Source organism: Proteus genomosp. 6 (assembly GCF_040139785.1).
Taxonomy (GTDB): Bacteria; Pseudomonadota; Gammaproteobacteria; order Enterobacterales; family Enterobacteriaceae; genus Proteus.
On sequence record NZ_JBEEVJ010000005.1, the window covers coordinates 195810 to 215156 of the forward strand.

Annotated in this window: 16 protein-coding genes; 11 read left to right on the forward strand and 5 right to left on the reverse strand. The window is 36.5% G+C overall.

What is annotated here, in order from left to right; all coding sequences use genetic code 11:
* Positions 1-215: 215 nt before the first annotated feature.
* Together ABN212_RS08530 and ydgH are read right to left on the reverse strand one after the other, a co-directional pair.
* Positions 216-1610, reverse strand: a complete 1395-nt coding sequence (locus ABN212_RS08530) for a basic amino acid/polyamine antiporter (RefSeq protein WP_349443108.1) — start codon at positions 1608-1610, stop codon at positions 216-218.
* 264 nt (positions 1611-1874) lie between these two features.
* The gene (ydgH, locus tag ABN212_RS08535) at positions 1875-2828 is read right to left on the reverse strand and encodes a DUF1471 family protein YdgH (RefSeq protein ID WP_100158325.1); all 954 of its coding nucleotides are present in this window, start codon (positions 2826-2828) and stop codon (positions 1875-1877) included.
* 386 nt (positions 2829-3214) lie between these two features.
* Here ydgH and pntA point away from each other — a divergent pair, with 386 nt between their 5' ends.
* Both pntA and pntB read left to right on the forward strand, forming a co-directional pair.
* Complete coding sequence (gene pntA / locus ABN212_RS08540) at positions 3215-4744, forward strand: Re/Si-specific NAD(P)(+) transhydrogenase subunit alpha (protein WP_198620017.1); 1530 nt, start codon at positions 3215-3217, stop codon at positions 4742-4744.
* 11 nt (positions 4745-4755) lie between these two features.
* Positions 4756-6144 (forward strand): Re/Si-specific NAD(P)(+) transhydrogenase subunit beta, encoded by a 1389-nt coding sequence (gene pntB / locus ABN212_RS08545; protein WP_198620018.1) that lies wholly within the window; start codon positions 4756-4758, stop codon positions 6142-6144.
* Positions 6145-6216: 72 nt separating this feature from the next.
* Here the strand turns inward: pntB and uspE are convergent, their stop codons facing one another.
* Positions 6217-7167 (reverse strand): universal stress protein UspE, encoded by a 951-nt coding sequence (uspE, locus tag ABN212_RS08550; protein ID WP_109372272.1) that lies wholly within the window; start codon positions 7165-7167, stop codon positions 6217-6219.
* Between the two features lie 141 nt (positions 7168-7308).
* Positions 7309-8067, reverse strand: a complete 759-nt coding sequence (locus tag ABN212_RS08555) for an FNR family transcription factor (protein WP_036912995.1) — start codon at positions 8065-8067, stop codon at positions 7309-7311.
* Between the two features lie 506 nt (positions 8068-8573).
* Here ABN212_RS08555 and ABN212_RS08560 point away from each other — a divergent pair.
* From ABN212_RS08560 to ABN212_RS08590, 7 genes are all read left to right on the forward strand, one after another.
* Positions 8574-8726, forward strand: a complete 153-nt coding sequence (locus tag ABN212_RS08560; protein WP_198625658.1) for a hypothetical protein — start codon at positions 8574-8576, stop codon at positions 8724-8726.
* Between the two features lie 14 nt (positions 8727-8740).
* Positions 8741-9625: a 4Fe-4S binding protein gene (locus tag ABN212_RS08565; protein WP_198620020.1), complete on the forward strand. Its 885-nt coding sequence runs from the start codon at positions 8741-8743 to the stop codon at positions 9623-9625.
* A gap of 124 nt (positions 9626-9749) precedes the next feature.
* Entirely contained in the window at positions 9750-10775 is a 1026-nt protein-coding gene (locus ABN212_RS08570) for an NAD(P)H-quinone oxidoreductase (protein WP_311747737.1), read from the forward strand.
* Positions 10776-11291: 516 nt separating this feature from the next.
* Positions 11292-13127, forward strand: coding sequence for a pyridoxal-dependent decarboxylase (locus ABN212_RS08575; protein WP_198632156.1), 1836 nt, complete (start codon positions 11292-11294; stop codon positions 13125-13127).
* Positions 13128-13546: 419 nt separating this feature from the next.
* Complete coding sequence (locus ABN212_RS08580) at positions 13547-14353, forward strand: PadR family transcriptional regulator (RefSeq protein WP_349443109.1); 807 nt, start codon at positions 13547-13549, stop codon at positions 14351-14353.
* Entirely contained in the window at positions 14346-14501 is a 156-nt protein-coding gene (locus tag ABN212_RS08585; protein WP_164996164.1) for a hypothetical protein, read from the forward strand. Before ABN212_RS08580 ends, ABN212_RS08585 begins: the two co-directional genes overlap by 8 nt.
* Positions 14502-15159: 658 nt before the next feature.
* The gene (locus ABN212_RS08590) at positions 15160-16671 is read left to right on the forward strand and encodes a carbohydrate porin (RefSeq protein WP_198632154.1); all 1512 of its coding nucleotides are present in this window, start codon (positions 15160-15162) and stop codon (positions 16669-16671) included.
* Positions 16672-16795: 124 nt separating this feature from the next.
* On the opposite strand, the gene ABN212_RS08595 is transcribed toward ABN212_RS08590, so the two are convergent.
* Entirely contained in the window at positions 16796-17581 is a 786-nt protein-coding gene (locus tag ABN212_RS08595; protein ID WP_198630515.1) for an ATP-grasp domain-containing protein, read from the reverse strand.
* A 252-nt stretch (positions 17582-17833) separates the two neighbouring features.
* Here ABN212_RS08595 and ABN212_RS08600 point away from each other — a divergent pair, with 252 nt between their 5' ends.
* Together ABN212_RS08600 and ahpC are read left to right on the forward strand one after the other, a co-directional pair.
* The gene (locus ABN212_RS08600) at positions 17834-18490 is read left to right on the forward strand and encodes a hypothetical protein (RefSeq protein WP_349443110.1); all 657 of its coding nucleotides are present in this window, start codon (positions 17834-17836) and stop codon (positions 18488-18490) included.
* 281 nt (positions 18491-18771) lie between these two features.
* Entirely contained in the window at positions 18772-19335 is a 564-nt protein-coding gene (ahpC, locus tag ABN212_RS08605) for an alkyl hydroperoxide reductase subunit C (protein ID WP_006536680.1), read from the forward strand.
* Positions 19336-19347: the final 12 nt, after the last annotated feature.

Here is a 19347-nt window from a genome sequence, read left to right on the forward strand (position 1 = left end):
TTCTTGTGGGTTTTTTATTGCCTAGCTAATAAATAGCTAACTATTTATTAGTTACAACATACAATGTGTTTCTTAATTTATAACTACCTAACCATCGATATTAAAAAAAACAGCTTAGCAGGGGAATTTTTTTGACTTAAGTGAAATTGATTTTTGGAGAGAAGGAAGAGAAAGGTAAGAGAGGCACTGTTTTTCGAGTACCTCTCAGATTGTCTTTAGTAAATAGTTAAGTAGCTTAATGCCGGAATAGCGCCAAATAATACCAGTGCTAACAGAATTCGCTCACTTATATGCAATGGTTTTTTATCTTTATACTGCTTGCGTGTATATAAAAACATTAGGATACCTGGTGCATACAGAACGACAGAGAGTAATAAATTAATAACACCTGATGCATAAAGTAGCCATAAACCGTAAAGACTTGCAGGTATGGCTATTAATAATAAGGCACGGCTACTGCGTGCAATTGCCACTTTAAATAAAAATGCACCGACGAGAAAGTAAGGAACAAGGATCATCTCTGATGCAATGGTCAGTAATGTATTGTAGTTACTTCCCGTCAACCAAATTAAAACTAAAGAGAATTGGACTGCACAATTGGTAAACCATAATGAAGATGAAGGCGCATCATTTTTATTCTGCTTCCCTAATTGTTTAGGGAAAGAGTGATGTAGTGCGGCAATATAAGGCACTTCTGCCGCCATAATTGTCCAACTTAAATATGCACCACATACAGAGAGAATAAGACCCGCTGCAATAATTATCTCGCCTATGTTACCAATAAGCTGAACAAGTAACGGCGCCATTGACGGGTTTTTCATCGCTGCTAATTCTGCTTGGCTAACTAAACCTTGCGATAATAAAGTGACAAGAATATAGATAACTAATGCGATGACAACGGCGAGTACTGTTGCTAAACCAACATCACGACGATTTTTAGCTCTTGCGGAAACTACGACCGCGCCTTCAATGCCAATAAATACCCACAGTGTAATCAACATGGTATTTTTGACTTGATCCCAAACAGGGACACCCAGATTTACACCTTTAAAATCAAGGGTAAATATATCCATATTGAAAGCTAATAGGGCGACAATAACAAATAACCCTAAAGGAAGGAGTTTTGCCATTGTCGCCATTAAATTAATGCTGGCTGCAGTTTGAACACCACGTAATACAAGAAAATGTACAACCCAAAGTAAGATTGATTCCCCAATTAATGCTTGCCATGTATTCCCATCACCAAAAATAACGTTCTCTGGTGTATCTGTAAAAAAACTAAAGGCAGCAAAAACAATAACAAGATAAGAAACGTTAGCAACAACAGCGCAGACCCAATAACCCCATGCTGAACAAAAACCAATAAATTCACCAAATCCTTCTTTCGCATAGGTAAAAATGCCACCATCAAGATCAGGTCGAAGGCGTGAGAGGAGTAATAAAGATGTAGCAAGAAAGAGGATGCCAATGCCAGTTATCACCCAGCCAATAATCAATGCGGCAGGGCTGGCAACTTCGGCCATATTTTGAGGCAAACTGAATACACCTGCACCAACCATTGAGCTTAATACTAACGCGGTGAGTGATATTAAGCCAAGTTTCTTATTCAAGGATAATTACCTACGTGATTAAAATTGTAAATAAATAGCGTATTTTCTTGTTTTTTGGTCAGTAAATAGAATAAATATGAATATCTCAAATTTAAATAAAGATAAAAACACTAAAAAACAGCGAGATTTTACGGAGAGTTGACTTGGTTGTCTATGCATTAAATCATAAAAATTATGCACTTTTACAAAATGAGGTTGGTTTTGATGATATTTTGAGTAAAAAAAACCTCGCATCAGCAAGGTTTTTTTAATTAGGACGCTTTATTACTTGAATAGGTCAGCGGTAATAGTGACTGTACCACCATCACTTTGCCATTCATTTGTAATATGGTAATACTTGGCACCTTTTGCAGCTGCACGTTTAGCAACTTGATAAGAAATCTCTGGTGAGTTTACAAAGTATCCGCTAAATGTAATGGTATCAAATGGATCCATTAATGCAGCAGCTGCTTTGTTGACTTCTTGGATTTCAGTACCATCAGGTAATGTGACAGTGTAACGACCACTAGCACCCGAAGTTTGTGTATCAGCAAATGTTCCTACACTTCTATCAAAATCAGTGTTCGATGCAAGACCAGGTTTTTCAACTTTATTGGCAGCGGCTCCGCCTTCTGCAATAAGTGCGCGACCTGCATCTGAGTCATAAGGAACGACAGCCTCTGGTGCTTGAATTGCACGTTTAGGCGCATCTTTTTTGTAGATATAAGCTGTTACTTCTTGGTTACCACCATCATTTGTTGATACGTTACGTACAATAAAGAATGATGCAGCACCTTTTTTAGCTGCCGCTTTTGCAATTGCGTCGTTAATATCAGGGGTTGTAGGGTAGTAACCGCGGATAGAAACTGTATCAAATGGTTGTAGCAGAATTGCTTCAGGTTTTGGTAGTTCTTTCACGCCATGAAAGACGCGATAGCTTTCTTGATCTGCTTTAGGTGCATCTTTATGGTATAGATCAGCAGTAACACTCATGTTGCCGCTATCACTAATATCATCTAGGCCTTGAATATAGAAACTATCAGCACCGACTTTATCCGCACGACGAGATACCGCATCAGCGGCTTCATAAATAGCGTTAAAACGACCGATAACTGTAATTCTTTCAAATGGTTTTAGTTCTGCAGCTTGTTCGGGTGTTAATTCCTGAGCAGCCTGCGCAACAGTGATATTAGTTAAAGACAACATCGCTGCTGCGATGACTGAGGTTTTCAGCTTCATACAAAATCCTTCCGCCTTGCGCAATTAATATTGGTCATGTGCTGAACGTCGTGGTTTATCACATAGGGATTAATTATTACATGTAATAATAGCATTTGTCGCATTATTTTATTTAGCGAATCACCACAGAGTCAAATGACCAGTATATGTTACCAGATATTTACCTGAATATAGTGAATAATTCATAAATATGCCTTTTCGACTAAAATGATCTAATTAAGTTCAATTTTAGCTTTACACAGATATAGATTATTGGTTTTATTTTCAGTAGGTTATTAGAACTCCGATTAATGGCATGCATATTATTATTTTTAACATTTTTTTTGCATGAATGTGAAGTTAACGGAGAAGTTTTAACAGAACTCTATGGATAAGAAGGGAAAATTATGCGAATTGGTATACCCAAAGAGCGACTTTCTAATGAAACAAGGGTTGCAGCTACACCAGCTACAGTGACTCAACTCATAAAATTAGGATTTACAGTCGCAGTTGAAAATGGCGCAGGTATTGCCTCAAGCTTTGAAGATAAAGCTTATCAGGACGCCGGTGCCGAGATCCTCGCTCTTCAAAATGTTTGGGAATCAGACATTATTTTGAAGGTAAATGCACCTCTGGATAATGAAATTACGTTGCTACAAGATGGCGCGACACTGGTAAGTTTTATTTGGCCAGCTCAAAATGCGGCATTACTCGAAAAGTTAGCTGAAAAGAATATTAACGTGATGGCAATGGATAGTGTGCCACGTATTTCTCGTGCACAATCTCTTGATGCGTTAAGTTCAATGGCAAATATTGCAGGCTACCGTGCTGTTGTAGAAGCTGCCCATGAATTCGGAAGATTCTTTACTGGACAAATTACCGCCGCAGGTAAAGTACCACCAGCTAAAGTGATGGTTATTGGTGCTGGAGTTGCAGGTCTTGCTGCGATTGGTGCCGCAGGAAGTCTTGGTGCAATTGTTCGCGCATTTGATACTCGCCCTGAAGTTAAAGAGCAAGTTCAAAGCATGGGTGCTGAATTCCTTGAGCTTGATTTTAAAGAAGAAGCGGGCAGTGGTGATGGCTATGCTAAGGTAATGTCAAAAGCATTTATTGATGCTGAAATGGCATTATTTGCAGAACAAGCAAAAGATGTTGATATCATCATTACAACGGCATTAATTCCAGGAAAACCCGCTCCTCGTTTAATTACGAAAGAGATGGTCGATTCAATGAAGCCAGGAAGTGTTGTAGTCGACCTTGCGGCTCAAAATGGTGGCAACTGCGAATATACCGTGCCTAATGAAGTCTTTACGACAGAACATGGTGTAAAAATCATTGGTTACACTGATTTAGCTGCTCGTTTACCAGCACAGTCATCTCAACTTTATGGTACTAACTTAGTTAATCTATTGAAATTATTGTGTAAAGAAAAAGACGGTAATATCAATATTGATTTTGATGATGTTGTCATCCGTGGTGTGACTGTAATTCGTGCGGGTGAAGTAACATGGCCTGCGCCACCAATTCAAGTTTCAGCACAACCTAAAGTTACTCCTGCTGCAAAACCACAAGAAAAACCCGTTGCTAAACCGGTTTCACCTTGGAAGAAATACAGTTTATTAGCGATAGCCTTTTTATTGTTTGCATGGCTTGCAAATGTTGCACCGAAAGAGTTTTTATCTCACTTTACGGTATTCGCACTTTCTTGTGTTGTAGGTTATTACGTTGTTTGGAATGTAAGTCATTCATTGCACACGCCATTAATGTCAGTAACAAATGCAATTTCAGGCATTATTGTCGTTGGTGCTTTACTCCAAATTGGTAGTGGTGGCTGGGTTAGCCTATTTTCGTTTATCGCAATATTGATTGCGAGTATTAATATTTTTGGTGGATTTACTGTTACTCAACGTATGTTGAAAATGTTCCGTAAAGGATAAGGGAGACAATTATGTCCAGCGGAGTTGTTACAGCGGCATATATTGTCGCCGCAATATTATTTATTTTCAGCCTTGCCGGCTTATCAAAGCATGAAACCTCTAAACAAGGTAACTACTTTGGTATTGCAGGGATGGCAATTGCATTGTTCGCAACCATTTTCGGGCCTTATGCTGGCAATGTGAGTTGGATCATTATTGCAATGGTAATCGGTGCCGTTATTGGTATTCGTTTAGCTAAAAAAGTCGAAATGACTCAAATGCCAGAATTGGTCGCAATCTTGCACAGCTTTGTAGGTTTAGCGGCAGTTTTAGTGGGCTTTAACAGTTATCTTGACCACAATACAGCAATGGATCCTGTCATGGTGAATATCCACCTAACAGAAGTCTTTTTAGGGATCTTCATTGGTGCTGTTACATTTACGGGTTCGATTGTCGCTTATGGTAAATTAAGTGGGAAAATGTCATCTAAACCGATGATGTTACCTAATCGTCATAAATTAAATCTTGCAGCTTTAGTGGTTTCTTTTTTATTGATGGTTTGGTTTGTTAAAACTGACAGTGTTGGTTTACAAGTTTTCTTAATCATCATAATGACTGTGATTGCCTTGGCATTTGGTTGGCATTTAGTTGCGTCAATTGGTGGTGCGGATATGCCAGTTGTTGTTTCGATGCTGAACTCTTACTCAGGATGGGCAGCAGCAGCAGCAGGCTTTATGTTAAGCAATGACTTGTTAATTGTAACGGGTGCATTAGTGGGTTCTTCAGGTGCTATCCTTTCTTATATTATGTGTAAGGCGATGAATCGCTCTTTTATTAGCGTAATAGCGGGCGGATTTGGTACTGATGGCTCAGCCTCAACAGAAGAAGGTGAAATGGGTGAGTACCGCGAAACAACCGCGGAAGAAGTGGCTGATATGCTGAAAAATTCAACCTCAGTCATTATCACTCCAGGTTATGGATTAGCGGTTGCTCAAGCACAATACCCTGTTCATGATATTACTGAAAAATTACGCCAGCGTGGTGTGAAAGTGCGTTTTGGTATTCACCCAGTAGCAGGGCGTTTACCGGGTCACATGAATGTATTGTTAGCAGAGGCTAAAGTGCCTTATGACGTTGTATTAGAAATGGATGAAATCAATGATGATTTCTCTGACACTGATACAGTCTTGGTTATTGGCGCTAACGATACAGTAAACCCAGCGGCACAAGATGATCCAAATAGCCCAATTGCAGGTATGCCAGTATTAGAAGTGTGGAAAGCGCAAAATGTTATTGTGTTTAAACGCTCAATGAATACAGGTTATGCAGGGGTTCAGAATCCACTATTCTTTAAAGAGAATACACAGATGTTGTTTGGCGATGCTAAAGCCAGTGTGGATGCAATTTTAAAAGCACTGTAATAGATACAGATAGCGAATAGCAAAAAGCCAGTCAAAATTTTGACTGGCTTTTTTATTTAGTATACAGAGCGTTTAATCGTGATCACTATCAACAGTAATAGGGCAGGTAAAACCATCAGGTTTGATAGCCAATAAATCACATTTGATATGATCAATCAGTTGCTCCGCAGTATTTCCTAAGAATGCGGCTGAAAGCCCCGTCCTTCCTAAAATACCCAAAACAACAATGCCAGCATTTAACTCTTCACAAACTTGAGGGATCACTTGTTCTGGCAATCCTTCTTTAACATGTGTTTTCTCTTCGGGAATGCTGAATTTCTGGCGAAGTTCCTTCATCGCAATAAGGTGTTGACCACGTAGTGCATTGTTATAAAGATTAGGATCAAAATCAGGTAGCTCAATCGCAATATTAATCGGCGCAACGGGATAAGCGCTAAGTAAATGAACATCAGGATCTTTTTGTATGCGATGAGATAAGTCGGTTGTTAGCTCAATCAGTTTCAGATTAAGGGCATCATGATAAGATTCTTCATTCGATAAATTTGCGGCGACAACGATAGTACCGTATTCAGGCCACTCTTTATCTTTGACCATCCAAACAGGGCAAGGACATTTTCTAAGCAATTGCCAATCCAGAGGCGTAAAAATGAGTGAACCTAATTTATCATGTTGGTGAGCCATTTTTATGAGTAAGTCATGTTGATGTGCAACAACTTCTTCAATAATGGCTTCATAGGGGCGATTATGCCAAATGACTTTTATATCAATCTCTATGCCCGCTTCAAGGTAATAGCGTGCTTGCTGTTTGATCCAAGCTGCCTTTTGGCTGATAACACCTTTACGCATTGCATTACGTTCATCGGGAGATAAAAGGGTTGTCATGTCATAAGAGAGATCATAAACAGGTAGAAAAGCTTTTATCCGCCCACCATTACGCTGAACGATATAGACAGCACGGCGAAGTGCTGGTTGGTCATCTTGGTTAGGATCAATGACAACGAGAAGGTTTTGATATTTTTCCATTGTAATATCCTCTTTAGGGCTGGATTTATCCATCTACAATTTAAAGATAACCCAAGAAGATAAAATGCAATAGTACAAAATAGAAAACGGGGCACAAATTTGTGTGCCCCGTTATAAAATTAGCGTGTGAAATGTAACAGATTAAACTTCAACTGATGAAGGAAGTTTGCCTGCAAGTTCACTTAACAGTGTACTATCTTCGATAGTAATGTATTTGCCTTTAACGCTTAACATGCCACTTTTCTGGAAGCGACCCAGTAAGCGACTAATTGTTTCGACAGTTAAACCTAAGTAATTACCGATATCACCACGAGTCATGGTTAAACGGAATTCGCGAGGAGAAAAACCACGCTGTGCGAAACGGCGTGAGAGGTTATAAATAAAAGCAGCCAGACGTTCTTCTGCATTCTTTTTCGATAGCAGTAAGATCATTTCTTGGTCACCTTTGATTTCACCACTCATTAGGCGCATCATTTGTTGACGTAAGTTAGGCATTTTGCCTGACAGGTCATCCAAAGTTTCGAATGGAATTTCACAGACCATAGATGTTTCTAAAGCTTGTGCGAAACTTGGATGTTCAGTATTAATAATGGCGTCAAAGCCAACCAAATCACCAGCAAGATGAAATCCTGTTATTTGCTCGTCGCCTTCTTCCGTGATGGTATAACTTTTAATTGTACCGGAACGTATGGCATAAAGTGATTTCAGCTCATCACCTGCTTTAAACAAGGTTTGACCTTTCTGGATGGGCTTTTTACGCTCGATAATATTATCGAGTTGATCAAGCTCATGCTCGTTTAAAGTAAACGGGATGCAGAGCTGGCTAATACTGCAATCCTGACAATGGATTGCACAACCGCCAGATTGGATTCGGCGAACGACGCGTTTTTCTGGGATCATAAGCTTGCTCATTACAAATAAAAATATTGATATGCGTCAATTTTAACACATATTGCAGTAATTAGTAAGGGGAATAACGGTACGTGTGGAAATAATTCTGAATGTAACAAAACATGTATCTTGATAAAAACAATGTTTTGCTTAAAGGTCTATTTAGAACAATTTGCGCTAACCCTATACTCAATTGGTATATTATTCGATTTTCTAACGAAGTCATAGTGCTATTACTAAATTATCCTTGTCAAAAGCCAAAAATGAAGAGGCGCTTCAATATTTTTTACCTTTATATTGACATTTTATTTACGACTCTACCTTAAATTCGTATTTTTTATGCATAACTCTTTATTTTTATAACAAAAGATTAGGTAAAGTTAACTAGATGTATTTTTGATGCAACTTAATGCTACCTTGAAGCAGTCATTTCAACAAATGATGCAATAACGTTCCCTCACACGCCTATCATTGCGTATAATGAAACATTCGGATTAAGAATATCTGCATAGCTTATGTCAGTTCTTGATATTTTAATGATGGGATACAGTGTATGGAAATATCGTAATGCTGTATTTACTTCAGGATTGCGTATGGTGTTAGCAAGTAGCGCAATAATACTGATTGCAGAAATTCTTAATCGTTTTGCATTTTTTATTGTTAAGTAGTGGAGTAGTGATGTATGAGGCGTTTCATTAAGGTAGATCTTCCTCCTGAACCGATTATTAATGATAAATGTGTTAGAAAACGCCTCAAACAAAGCCTATGTGATAGTTGTTCCAAAGTTTGCCCTGTGGGCGCTATCACTTTTGCTCACTTAGATGTAAAAATAGACAATGAACTCTGTTTTCAATGTGGTAATTGTCTATTTACCTGTCCCGTTGACGCGATAGAAAATATCGCGCCTCACGAAAGAACACACCAAGATAATTACCTTGTTGTTAATCATGATGAACCGTTAGCAAGTACAGAAGAATTATTAGTGTGGCATCGCCAATATCAAATTAGAGGAATGAAGATAGCACAGCCTTTAGTGGATAAATGGCTTCCTGTTTTAGCAAACTTAAATCTTCAACTAAAAACATTACAAGAGCCTATTTGGCAATTAATTATCACAGAGCCTACTGATATTGATAGCGGACGTCGTTTTATGCTTTTTCGTCAAAAATTAGATGAAAAACCGCTCAATAAAAATCAAGTAAGAACAGGATTAAATGCAAGAAAACAGCTTTATCCTGAAGATAGTTGGTTCCAAATTCAGTTAGACAAAGACAGCTGTATTCTTTGCTCTGCCTGCGCCAAAGTGTGTGATGAAGGTGCGATTAAACTTGAAAACAATATATTCATGCTTGATGAAAAGCGTTGTACGGGTTGCATGAATTGTGAAGTGGTTTGTTTTCCTAAATCTATCCATGTTAATGAACAAGTTGCTAAAAATAACGAACCAACACATTACCATTATTATAATGCCCACTGTGAAAAATGTCGTTTAGCCTTCTTATCTTGGACTCCAGATGCAAAATTGTGCCCGATTTGCATACAACATCAGAAGCAAGGTTGGTTATAATCTCTCTCAAATAGACTTAAGTTATTTATTGCTTAATAAGCTCACATCCTTATTAAAGTGAGAGATAACATGTTAATTTTATTTATTATTAAGTTTTGAGAGTGGCAAAATAAAATGGGAGCATATGATGAAAACAACTGTTTTACCTGCGGATATGTTAGAAATTGCCATTATAGAGCCTGGTGGTATAGATAAATTACAACCCCAACTATCACCGATACCGCCACTTCCTCCACATTATCTTTTGATCAAAGTTGCAGCTTCTGGTGTGAATCGCCCTGATATTTTTCAACGTCAAGGCAGTTATCCGCCACCAGCAGATGCTTCACCTATTCCAGGTCTTGAAGTTGCTGGAGAGGTTGTTGCATTAGGGGAAAGTTGCACTAAATGGCAGTTGGGCGATAGAGTCTGTGCTTTAGTTGCTGGTGGTGGTTACGCTCAATATTGTATTGCGCATGAAGATATCGCATTACCGTCAATGAATTTAACGGACATTGAAGCAGCAGCATTGCCTGAGAATTTCTTTACTGTCTGGGCTAATTTATTTCAGTTAGGAAAACTAAAACAAGGTGAATCTGTTCTTGTTCATGGTGGAACATCGGGAATAGGATCAACTGCCATCATGCTTGCTCACACAATAGGTGCGACAGTTTATACAACAGTTGGCTCTGAAGAAAAAGCTGCCACAGCCCGCGCACTCGGCGCTGATTATGTCATCAATTACAAACAGGCCGATTTTGCTAAAGAAATTCCTATTTTAACTGAAGGGAAAGGCGTTGATGTTATTCTCGATATTATTGGTGGGGATTACGTAGAAAAAAATTATCAAGTTGCCAGCAAGTTTGGGCGCGTTATACAAGTGGGCATGATGAAAGGAATGCCTAAAAATTTAAATATGATGCCAATGATGATTAAGCGTTTAATTCATACTGGTTCAACGATGCGATCTCGCTCAATAGAAGAGAAAGCACAAATAGCGCAAGAATTAAAACAGCAAGTGTGGCCACTTATTGCTGAAGGAAAAATTAAACCAATCATTAATGCTATTTTTCCATTAAAAGAAGTGGGTAAAGCACATGAGTTAATGGAGTCTGGTGATTTAATTGGTAAGGTAATGCTTGAAATCTTATCTTATAACGGAAAAGAGTAAAAATAAGAGTGCTTAAAACGTATTTGATATAAGAGTAAGCACTTCTGTTACTTTCTAAAAAGCGAATATTCCGAAAAACACATGTTAAATATTTCATGTGTTTTTTTATGTATTGAAGAAAAAATGAATAACATTTAAATAAATAAATTCTTATTTTAGATAAGTAATTTAATATCTATTCTTTTTAATAGATATTAAGCAATAGAAATATTCATTAATTCTGATTAAGGTAGATTTAAATATTGACCTTATCAAAAATAATATCACATTTACAGAAATATAACTTAAATCAAAATTAATAGTGAATTTAGTAAACTAACAAATAAAGCTAAATCATTTATCATTAAAGTATCTTTTGCTTAAATCAAACTAGAAAAATGTTAACTGATATCAATAAAATAAAGAAGATTCTTACTCATCATGTAGTATATCATTTGAATAAAGATTAATTATTGACGATTAATAAACACAAATTTCATTAAAACAGATAATAAAAATTTATATATAGGTGCGATGATGGCAAATTACAAACAAACCTGTCTGAGTGCTACAGAGCGTGTATACCATACCCGAACCATTGATATTCTTACATGTTATCATCGAGAGATGGCAAAAATACTAATGAATAGTGAGTATTCTTTTCCTAAAGCAAATAAAATGAAAAGAAATAATAGCGAGAGTTTAGACGCTAAAATAAAAAGTAACACTATTGAAAAAAAAGCAGTAGATAATGCTTATGAACGTATTTTAGAAACTTTAAAACAACAAAATAATTATAATCAATCTGATATTGAACCTTATTTTTCCCATCATCATTCACAAGTGATGCAATTGGCGAAATTTGGTTATCTTTCTGCATTAGCATGCAACTCAGATAATGTTTTTAATAATCATTCCCCCTTACTAAAAGAACAAGAAAAGAAAATTACAGATGATCTCTGTAAATTAATCGGTTTCTCATCAGAAGATGCATTTGGTCATATCACAACAAGCCATACTCTTGCTTGCTATGAAATATTATGGGCACTTAGAAATTTAAAAACATTACCAATGGCAATTGCTCGTCATCCAAAATCACGGGATTTGGTTGCAGATAAAAAAGCCTTTGAGTTATTCAATATGTCTGTCACAGATATTTTAGCAATAAGCGAACAACTCAATGAGCGTGGGATTTTTGATGATGTTAGTCATTTAACATGCCGAGGAACAGGCATGACAAAAACAATGCATTTAGGAAAACTGCTTGTTCCTGTTTCCTGTTTTGAATTTTGGAAAAAAGCAATGGATATCCTTGGGTTGGGATATGACAATCTTATTGCATTGCCTATTGATGAAACATTTAAAACCGATATTGAAAAAACACGCAGTATTGTTTTTCGCCTGATTGAACAAGGCGAGCCTATTCTTGGCGTTATAGGAATATTCGGCACACCGTCTTATGGTTGTGTTGATAAGTTAAAACCACTTTTTGAACTAAGAAAAGAGTGTGAGGAAAAATACAACAATTCATTTTATATCCATATTGATGCATCGCAATTTGGTTATATGAAAAGCTTATTTCTTGATGACAATTATGATCTTATTCCTTATCAGATTTTATGTAAGAAATTAAAGAAAGAAGCACCACTACTGCAATTGACATCTGAAATATATGAAAGCATCACACAACTTTCTTTCGCTGATTCAGTCTCTTTTGAACCATTTCAAGCTGGATTTTCACCATATCCAACTGGTGTAGTATGTATTAAAGATGCGCGTCTTAGTCGTTTTTTAACAAGTCCCCCTAGATTATGTCCAGATCAAGCAGATAACGTTCCTGAAATTGATGGTATTCAATCCGCACCGGCAGTGGCGTCGATGTGGAGTGTGCATCAACTCTATCCTTTTACTTCATCTGGATATGGAAAATATGCACAAATTCAATGGGAAACGCGTGTCAAACTTGAGCAGTTTTTTAATCAAGCCGCAGCTTTCGAAAAAGAAGGTGATCACTATTATATTCGTATTTTATCTGTATCTGACTTTAATAAACTAAATTTTGCGATTGTAAAGAAAGGAAATAAGGACTTAGAAACGCAAAATGATCTGAATAAAACAATCTATGAAAACTTGGTTATAAAAAGTCATCATAAACAAGATTTAAGTTTATTAACGTTTTGTGCTCGTAATAGCGATGATGCACCAGCGCAGTTTTGTTCTGAGTGCGGTTTTGATAACAATGAGTGGGAAACTATCAAATACTTAAATTTGTTGCAGCTTACTATAAAAAGTACTGAAATTTGTGATGATCAACAAATTGAAGCTGGATATCAATATATTAAGAAAGTAGTTTTATCCGCATTAGACCAGTAGCAATATCTCTTTTTTATATTTCCTACAATTAAAATAAATTTTGTTAAAAAGCGAAGTAGTGGGTTGTTACTCATTATCTTCGCTTTTTTTAAATGAATTAAAGGTGACAGTGTCACTCTTTGTATTGTAAATATGTTCTTTTTTGTGTGCATCTAAAGCTAAAGGTGTCTGCTTTTTATTCATTATTGTTAATTATCTTCTTTTATTTTTATTGATAGCACGTAAAAGCAAGCCAGAGAATGATAATCATTCATAATTAAGGCTACGTTTGAAAGATATAATCATAGATAAATCATATTGTTAATAAGAAGGAGAATTTAGATGTGTATTTAGATATATCTAAAACTTGATCATTTAGATATATCGGATTATATTACACCCCATGAATTCGATATATCTAAAACAATGAGGGAATATTTATGATGATTCGAGCATTAAACTCACTTTATCAACAACGTGCTGAAAATGGCGGACATGGTCACGGAAAAGGGCGTTGTGGTGGTAAAGGCAAACATAGCCAGCACCAAGAAAATCATGGTGAGCATTGCTGTCATGGTGAACACAGTCATGGACACGAAGGTCGTAGCGAATGCCGTCATGGTGAACACGGTCATGGACATGAAGGTCGTGGTGAGTGTTGTCATGGTGAGCATGGTTCTGAAGGGCATGGAAAACAACGTGGTCGTGGATGCGGTGGCAGAGGTAAAGGCCAAGGTCGCCAGTTAAAACGTATGTTTGATCATGGTGATTTACGCGTTCTGCTACTTAGCATGATCTCGAAAAAACCAAGCCATGGTTATGAAATTATTAGAGAAATAGATGAGGCATCTTCAGGATTATATGTACCTAGCCCAGGTGTTATTTATCCAACGCTAACACTACTTGAAGAGCAAGATCTATTAGTTGCGACGATTGCTGAAAAAGGCCGTAAAAACTACAGCATTACACCTGAAGGCACTGCATTTTTAGCAGAACATCAGGATATAGATGCCAATATTCAAAAGAAACTGGCTTATGCGAGAGATTTATCTCAAAACGCAGGTGGTGTTTCTGAGGAAATTGAATCTGCTGTTGGTAAATTAAAAGCAGTTTTACGCCATAAATTAGTATTAAAAGAGCTCTCTGTGGAAAGAGCAGGACGTATTGCTTCTATTCTTAATGAAGCAGTTGAGAAAATTGAAGCTATCAATGAGGCATTGATCTCAGAGGAAAGGGAAGATGAATAAAACAGATACTCAGCTACAAAATTCAAGAAGAAATAATGAAATAGACAAAGATGATTTGGAAAATAATCCAGCAGTAAAAGAACAAATTTGCCCTAAAATGCCAGTTTCTTATTTTCGTAGAGCGTTACGTAAACCTGGCAGAATATGATAATGATGGACGGAGGTTATAATGATATGACCTCTGTTATTTTCCCTTCAATCAAGCTATTCCTACCCACTTGTTATCATTATAAATGGTTTCTAAATATCAAAGCCGCCTAATTCCTGATAAAACTCTCTTTATCTTCTATCGCTATCTAAGTTAATCCTTAACTTCATTTATTTGTAAATCATCATTTTTTGATGAGGATTACATCGTTTTTCTTAGGTTATTGTACTAACCTCAAAAAAATCACAAATGATTGTGGAAATGTTCCATATTAACTATTATTTTATTTAGCTAGTGAACCCATTATAAAATTTGAAAACTTAAACCAGAGATATGCTTGAAATAATAAATTAAATACTGAATCAAAATAATAAGCGTTTGTAAGTACTTAAACGAGAATAAGTACCTTAGTTCAAACGTAGCCTTACTTATGATGTAGGACGCTAGTCAGCATAAATAATGGCAAAGTGATGAGGTATCGGTTTATTTATTGTTAAGAATAGAAATAATGATGCGAATAACTGATTGATATTTATAAAAATATTATCGAATAAAAATAACAATACGCTCACTAGATAGAACAATCAATCAACTAAATTGATTGTTATGTATTTGCCGTACCTGTTAAACCAACATTTGCTAATTTAGGAATATTCGAATGAAAGTAAAAGCATTATCTGTTGTGATAAGTTTAATACTCGCTACGCCATTATGTGCAAATGCACAAACTGATATAAGTGCTATTGAAGCAAGATTAAATGCACTTGAACAACGTGCAACTGCTGCTGAAGCTAGAGCCGCTGCCGCAGAACAAAAAGCGGCTCGCCTTGAGCAATTAATTAATTCCAACAGCCTATCTAAAACGGATCATGTTACAACCGTCGGCATGGAGCAACGCGTTGCTATATTAGAAAAGCAATCTGATGAGGCTCAAGCAAAAGTAAACATTGCACAAACTCAGCTTAATGAAATCCAACAAAAACAATCGGCTCAGCTTGCTAGTACGAAAAATAAAGAAGGTACGGGCTTTTTCTCTACCAATACAAATTGGGGTGATCTCAAATTGTATGGTGACGTTGAATATAATATCGATGCGGCGAGTAAAAAAGGGCAACTAACCTCGATGAGAATGATGCCCGGTAATCAAAAAGACTTTGATGATAATGAAAAATGGTCACTTAACGGGCGCATTTTAATTGGTGTGGATGGTGAACGAGAATTAAAAAACGGCAATTATGCTGGTTTTCGTGCTCAGCCTATGGCTGACATGACAGGTAAAATGAATCTAGATGATGCTGTTTTCTACTTTGGTCAACGCGATAAATGGCAATATAAAATTGGTCGTTATGAAGCTTACGACATGTTCCCTCTAAACCAAGATACATTTGTTGAGTATTCAGGTAATACAGCAAATGATTTATATGGTGATGGTTTTGGCTATATCTATATGATGAAAGAAGGGCGAGGTCGTAGTAGTGACGGTGGTAGTATGATGGTTAATACACACTATAACGACTGGTATTTTGAGCTAAATGCTTTAGTTGAAGATGGAACTTCTGTTTTTAAAGACAATGAATATCATGGACGTAAACTTGATAATCGCAAAAATGTTATTTATATGCGTCCTGTTGTTGCATGGCAGAAAGATAATTTAACTATTGCAGGAGCAATAGATGCAAATGTGATAAACAAAGCCTATGGCTATGATGATGAAAATGGAAAATTCCAAGATCAATCGCGACGTACAGGTTATGGCTTAACTGTAAAATGGGACACTTTAGCTGATGATCCTATTAACGGTATTGTTGCAAATTTAAGTGCTGCTTATCTCGACGCTAAAGATGAAAATGATTTTTCTATTGGTAGTAATGTGTTGTGGCGTAAATTTCAACTTGGTTATATTTATGCTCATAATGATATTAAAACTTACTATCACAAAAACGGGAATAGCAGTGGTCAAAATGACACCTATTTAACACTCAATCCCGGTAAGTACAATATCAACACTGTATTTGCTTCTTATGAACTGCCTAATATTTTAGATATGGATAATTTTAAAACCTATTTAGGTGCTTATTATTCACGTATAGATGGTAAAGACGACATTAATGTAAATAGCAGTGATAAAGATCGTTACGGTGCCCGTATTCGCTTTAAGTATCTATTTTAACTTTATTCTTAGTACTTCTTGTTAGAGATTGATTTTATATAAAGACTTCAAGATACAGCGTATTGTTGGCTAATTGAGGTCTTTATATTTTTATATAGTTTACTCAGTGTTGGGACATAAAACATCAGATACCCGATAAGAAAAAAGCCTTAACTAACTTTTCAGCTGACCACTCTTTAATGTCTGAAACTTGCCCATCACCAATTTCAACTAAACGTAATTCTCCTACTGCATTTTTGACTACATCAATGGAATAGAAGGGTGTGTTTACATGCTGCGCTACTTTTTTTACAAACTCAGGAATTTCATCATCCGCAGAGAATATTTTCTTATTTAAAACAAAATATCTGCGCTCACTATCATTAATAAATTCCTCAACATAGCGAAGACTTACACCACCTTCAATGTTTCCCCTAAACTGTGCAATAAGTTTTAGTATTTCTCTAATTTCATCTGCATTTTTAGCGATGGAACCTCTCGTGGTTGTTAAAGATTTTACATAGTCTTTTACAAAGTAAGCTGGCCATTGAAGTTGGTTAGTTAAGCTTTCAAAGTCAGTATCCATAGTTGTGATAACTGTTCTTGGTGTGAACTCTTTACAATTTTCATACCAACCCGTTATATGATGGTTACGGATATAATCTTCAGAAGTTTCAAGCATTTGACCACCATGAGTATTCACAGCATGGTATAGCTGTTGATATTCGTCTTTATTTAGCATCCATCCACGCCAAATAACAGGAGAGTCTGATTTAAAAGGATGTGAAAACTTATATTTGCCCAATGCCATATCTTCTGATGAGAGTAACAAACAATGAATATTTAGCATTTGAGCGCAACGATATTCTTGTTCAAAGGCCTCATCAGGTTTTCCTGTTTTTGAATAGTCATCAGGGTAAATTATTTGCATAAGTAATTCCTTTTAATTAAATAGGTTTGATGAAGAAATATCCTAACGTTTTATTTAACTACTTGAACCTTTTTTCTCTTAATTACATGTTCTCTTTTCTAAGTTGTGAGATCTCTCGATTTTTTGATCTTTTTCGACTAGGTATCTGATTTTACTCGTGCCATTGTTTTATTTCCTGCCATAATCGGTTTAATGTTTACAGACGCTGACTAGCGTATTAAGTGCAGATGATATTTATCAGGAAACAATTCAATGCCTTTCTATATACAACGCAGTAATTCAAATAACGACAAGACCTATAAGAAAAATAGAACAAAACCACTATTAATAGGCTTAACCTTAATTCCTTCATTTGTGTTTGCTAATGATCTTTCTCAATTACCGCAAAAAGAACGTGTCGCTTACTTTACGCAAGCTCAGCAAGCGGGGATCACTGGTGTTGCAATTAAAACAAAGCCTGTCCTAGCAAGACCAGCCAAAGAAGGTGAGATCATTACAACGATAATTAAAGGTGAAGGGATTGAAACAGTTTCAGAATCTGCAAAAGCAGGAGATTGGGTAGTACAAAATATTTGCCCAGAAACAGGTAATGAGGAAATCCTGGTAAGGAAAAACAAATTTATTCAGCGTTATAGCGAAACAGATAAAAATAAGATCAAAATCAATATAACGTCTTATCCCGATAATTATCAGCCTTTTATCCCTAAAGGTATCGAAATGAATTATTTTATTGTGCCTGAATCTACACCCGCGTTTGCAATGAAAGCTCCTTGGGGAGAATTACAACGTTTTCAATCGGGCGATGCCGTTGTGCAATCCACAACAGATAGCCAAGATGTTTATCGTATTCAAAAGGCAGCATTTGAATGTACTTATACTATTCTTAAACCTGCCAAATTAGCGCAATAATATTGAATCTATCTATGCTGGATTGAATATTAATTTTATAATTCATAATGTTATAATCATTTCGTTGCTGAAGCTAAGGATATTAAACAGAGAGTAGGCTAATAGAAAGTAGGCGTAATTGACTTGTTGTCCATTTGCTTTAATAGCTACATTTCGTTAACCTATCTCTATCAATTTCTTCAACTAATTAGGTAAAACCTATTGAACTGATAGCAGGAATGTATTAGCTATTCTCAAATGGAATAGGTACATTAGTCCCATACCAAACAGGAGGAAATACAATGTCTTTAATTAATACCCCAATCAAACCATTCAAAAACATGGCATTTAAAGACGGTCAATTCGTTGAAGTGACTGAAAAGGACGTCGAAGGCAAATGGAGCGTTTTCTTCTTTTACCCTGCAGACTTCACTTTTGTGTGCCCAACTGAATTAGGTGACTTAGCTGATCATTATGCTGAGTTCCAAAAAATGGGCGTAGAAATTTACTCAGTTTCTACTGACACACATTTTACCCATAAAGCATGGCATAGCAGCTCAGAAACTATCGGTAAAATCAAATATGGCATGATTGGCGATCCAACTGGCGCATTAACTCGTAACTTCGAAAATATGCGTGAGAACGAAGGTCTTGCAGACCGTGGTACTTTCGTTGTTGACCCACAAGGTATCATCCAAGCAATTGAAATCACAGCTGAAGGTATTGGCCGTGATGCATCAGACCTGCTGCGTAAAGTTAAAGCCGCTCAGTATGTAGCTAGCCACCCAGGCGAAGTTTGCCCAGCAAAATGGAAAGAAGGTGATGCAACTTTAGCTCCATCACTGGATTTAGTTGGCAAAATCTAAATAAGAATTAAG

Bases quoted from the DNA above. Each gene is read 5' to 3' on its own strand.
- ydgH (WP_100158325.1), bottom strand. From the start codon at position 2,828: ATGAAGCTGAAAACCTCAGTCATCGCAGCAGCGATGTTGTCTTTAACT.
- ABN212_RS08590 (WP_198632154.1), top strand. From the start codon at position 15,160: ATGAAAGTAAAAGCATTATCTGTTGTGATAAGTTTAATACTCGCTACG.
- ABN212_RS08570 (WP_311747737.1), top strand. From the start codon at position 9,750: ATGATGAAAACAACTGTTTTACCTGCGGATATGTTAGAAATTGCCATT.
- ahpC (WP_006536680.1), top strand. From the start codon at position 18,772: ATGTCTTTAATTAATACCCCAATCAAACCATTCAAAAACATGGCATTT.
- ABN212_RS08580 (WP_349443109.1), top strand. From the start codon at position 13,547: ATGATGATTCGAGCATTAAACTCACTTTATCAACAACGTGCTGAAAAT.
- ABN212_RS08560 (WP_198625658.1), top strand. From the start codon at position 8,574: ATGTCAGTTCTTGATATTTTAATGATGGGATACAGTGTATGGAAATAT.
- ABN212_RS08555 (WP_036912995.1), bottom strand. From the start codon at position 8,067: ATGATCCCAGAAAAACGCGTCGTTCGCCGAATCCAATCTGGCGGTTGT.
- ABN212_RS08600 (WP_349443110.1), top strand. From the start codon at position 17,834: ATGCCTTTCTATATACAACGCAGTAATTCAAATAACGACAAGACCTAT.
- ABN212_RS08585 (WP_164996164.1), top strand. From the start codon at position 14,346: ATGAATAAAACAGATACTCAGCTACAAAATTCAAGAAGAAATAATGAA.
- ABN212_RS08595 (WP_198630515.1), bottom strand. From the start codon at position 17,581: ATGCAAATAATTTACCCTGATGACTATTCAAAAACAGGAAAACCTGAT.
- ABN212_RS08565 (WP_198620020.1), top strand. From the start codon at position 8,741: ATGAGGCGTTTCATTAAGGTAGATCTTCCTCCTGAACCGATTATTAAT.
- ABN212_RS08575 (WP_198632156.1), top strand. From the start codon at position 11,292: ATGGCAAATTACAAACAAACCTGTCTGAGTGCTACAGAGCGTGTATAC.
- uspE (WP_109372272.1), bottom strand. From the start codon at position 7,167: ATGGAAAAATATCAAAACCTTCTCGTTGTCATTGATCCTAACCAAGAT.
- pntB (WP_198620018.1), top strand. From the start codon at position 4,756: ATGTCCAGCGGAGTTGTTACAGCGGCATATATTGTCGCCGCAATATTA.
- pntA (WP_198620017.1), top strand. From the start codon at position 3,215: ATGCGAATTGGTATACCCAAAGAGCGACTTTCTAATGAAACAAGGGTT.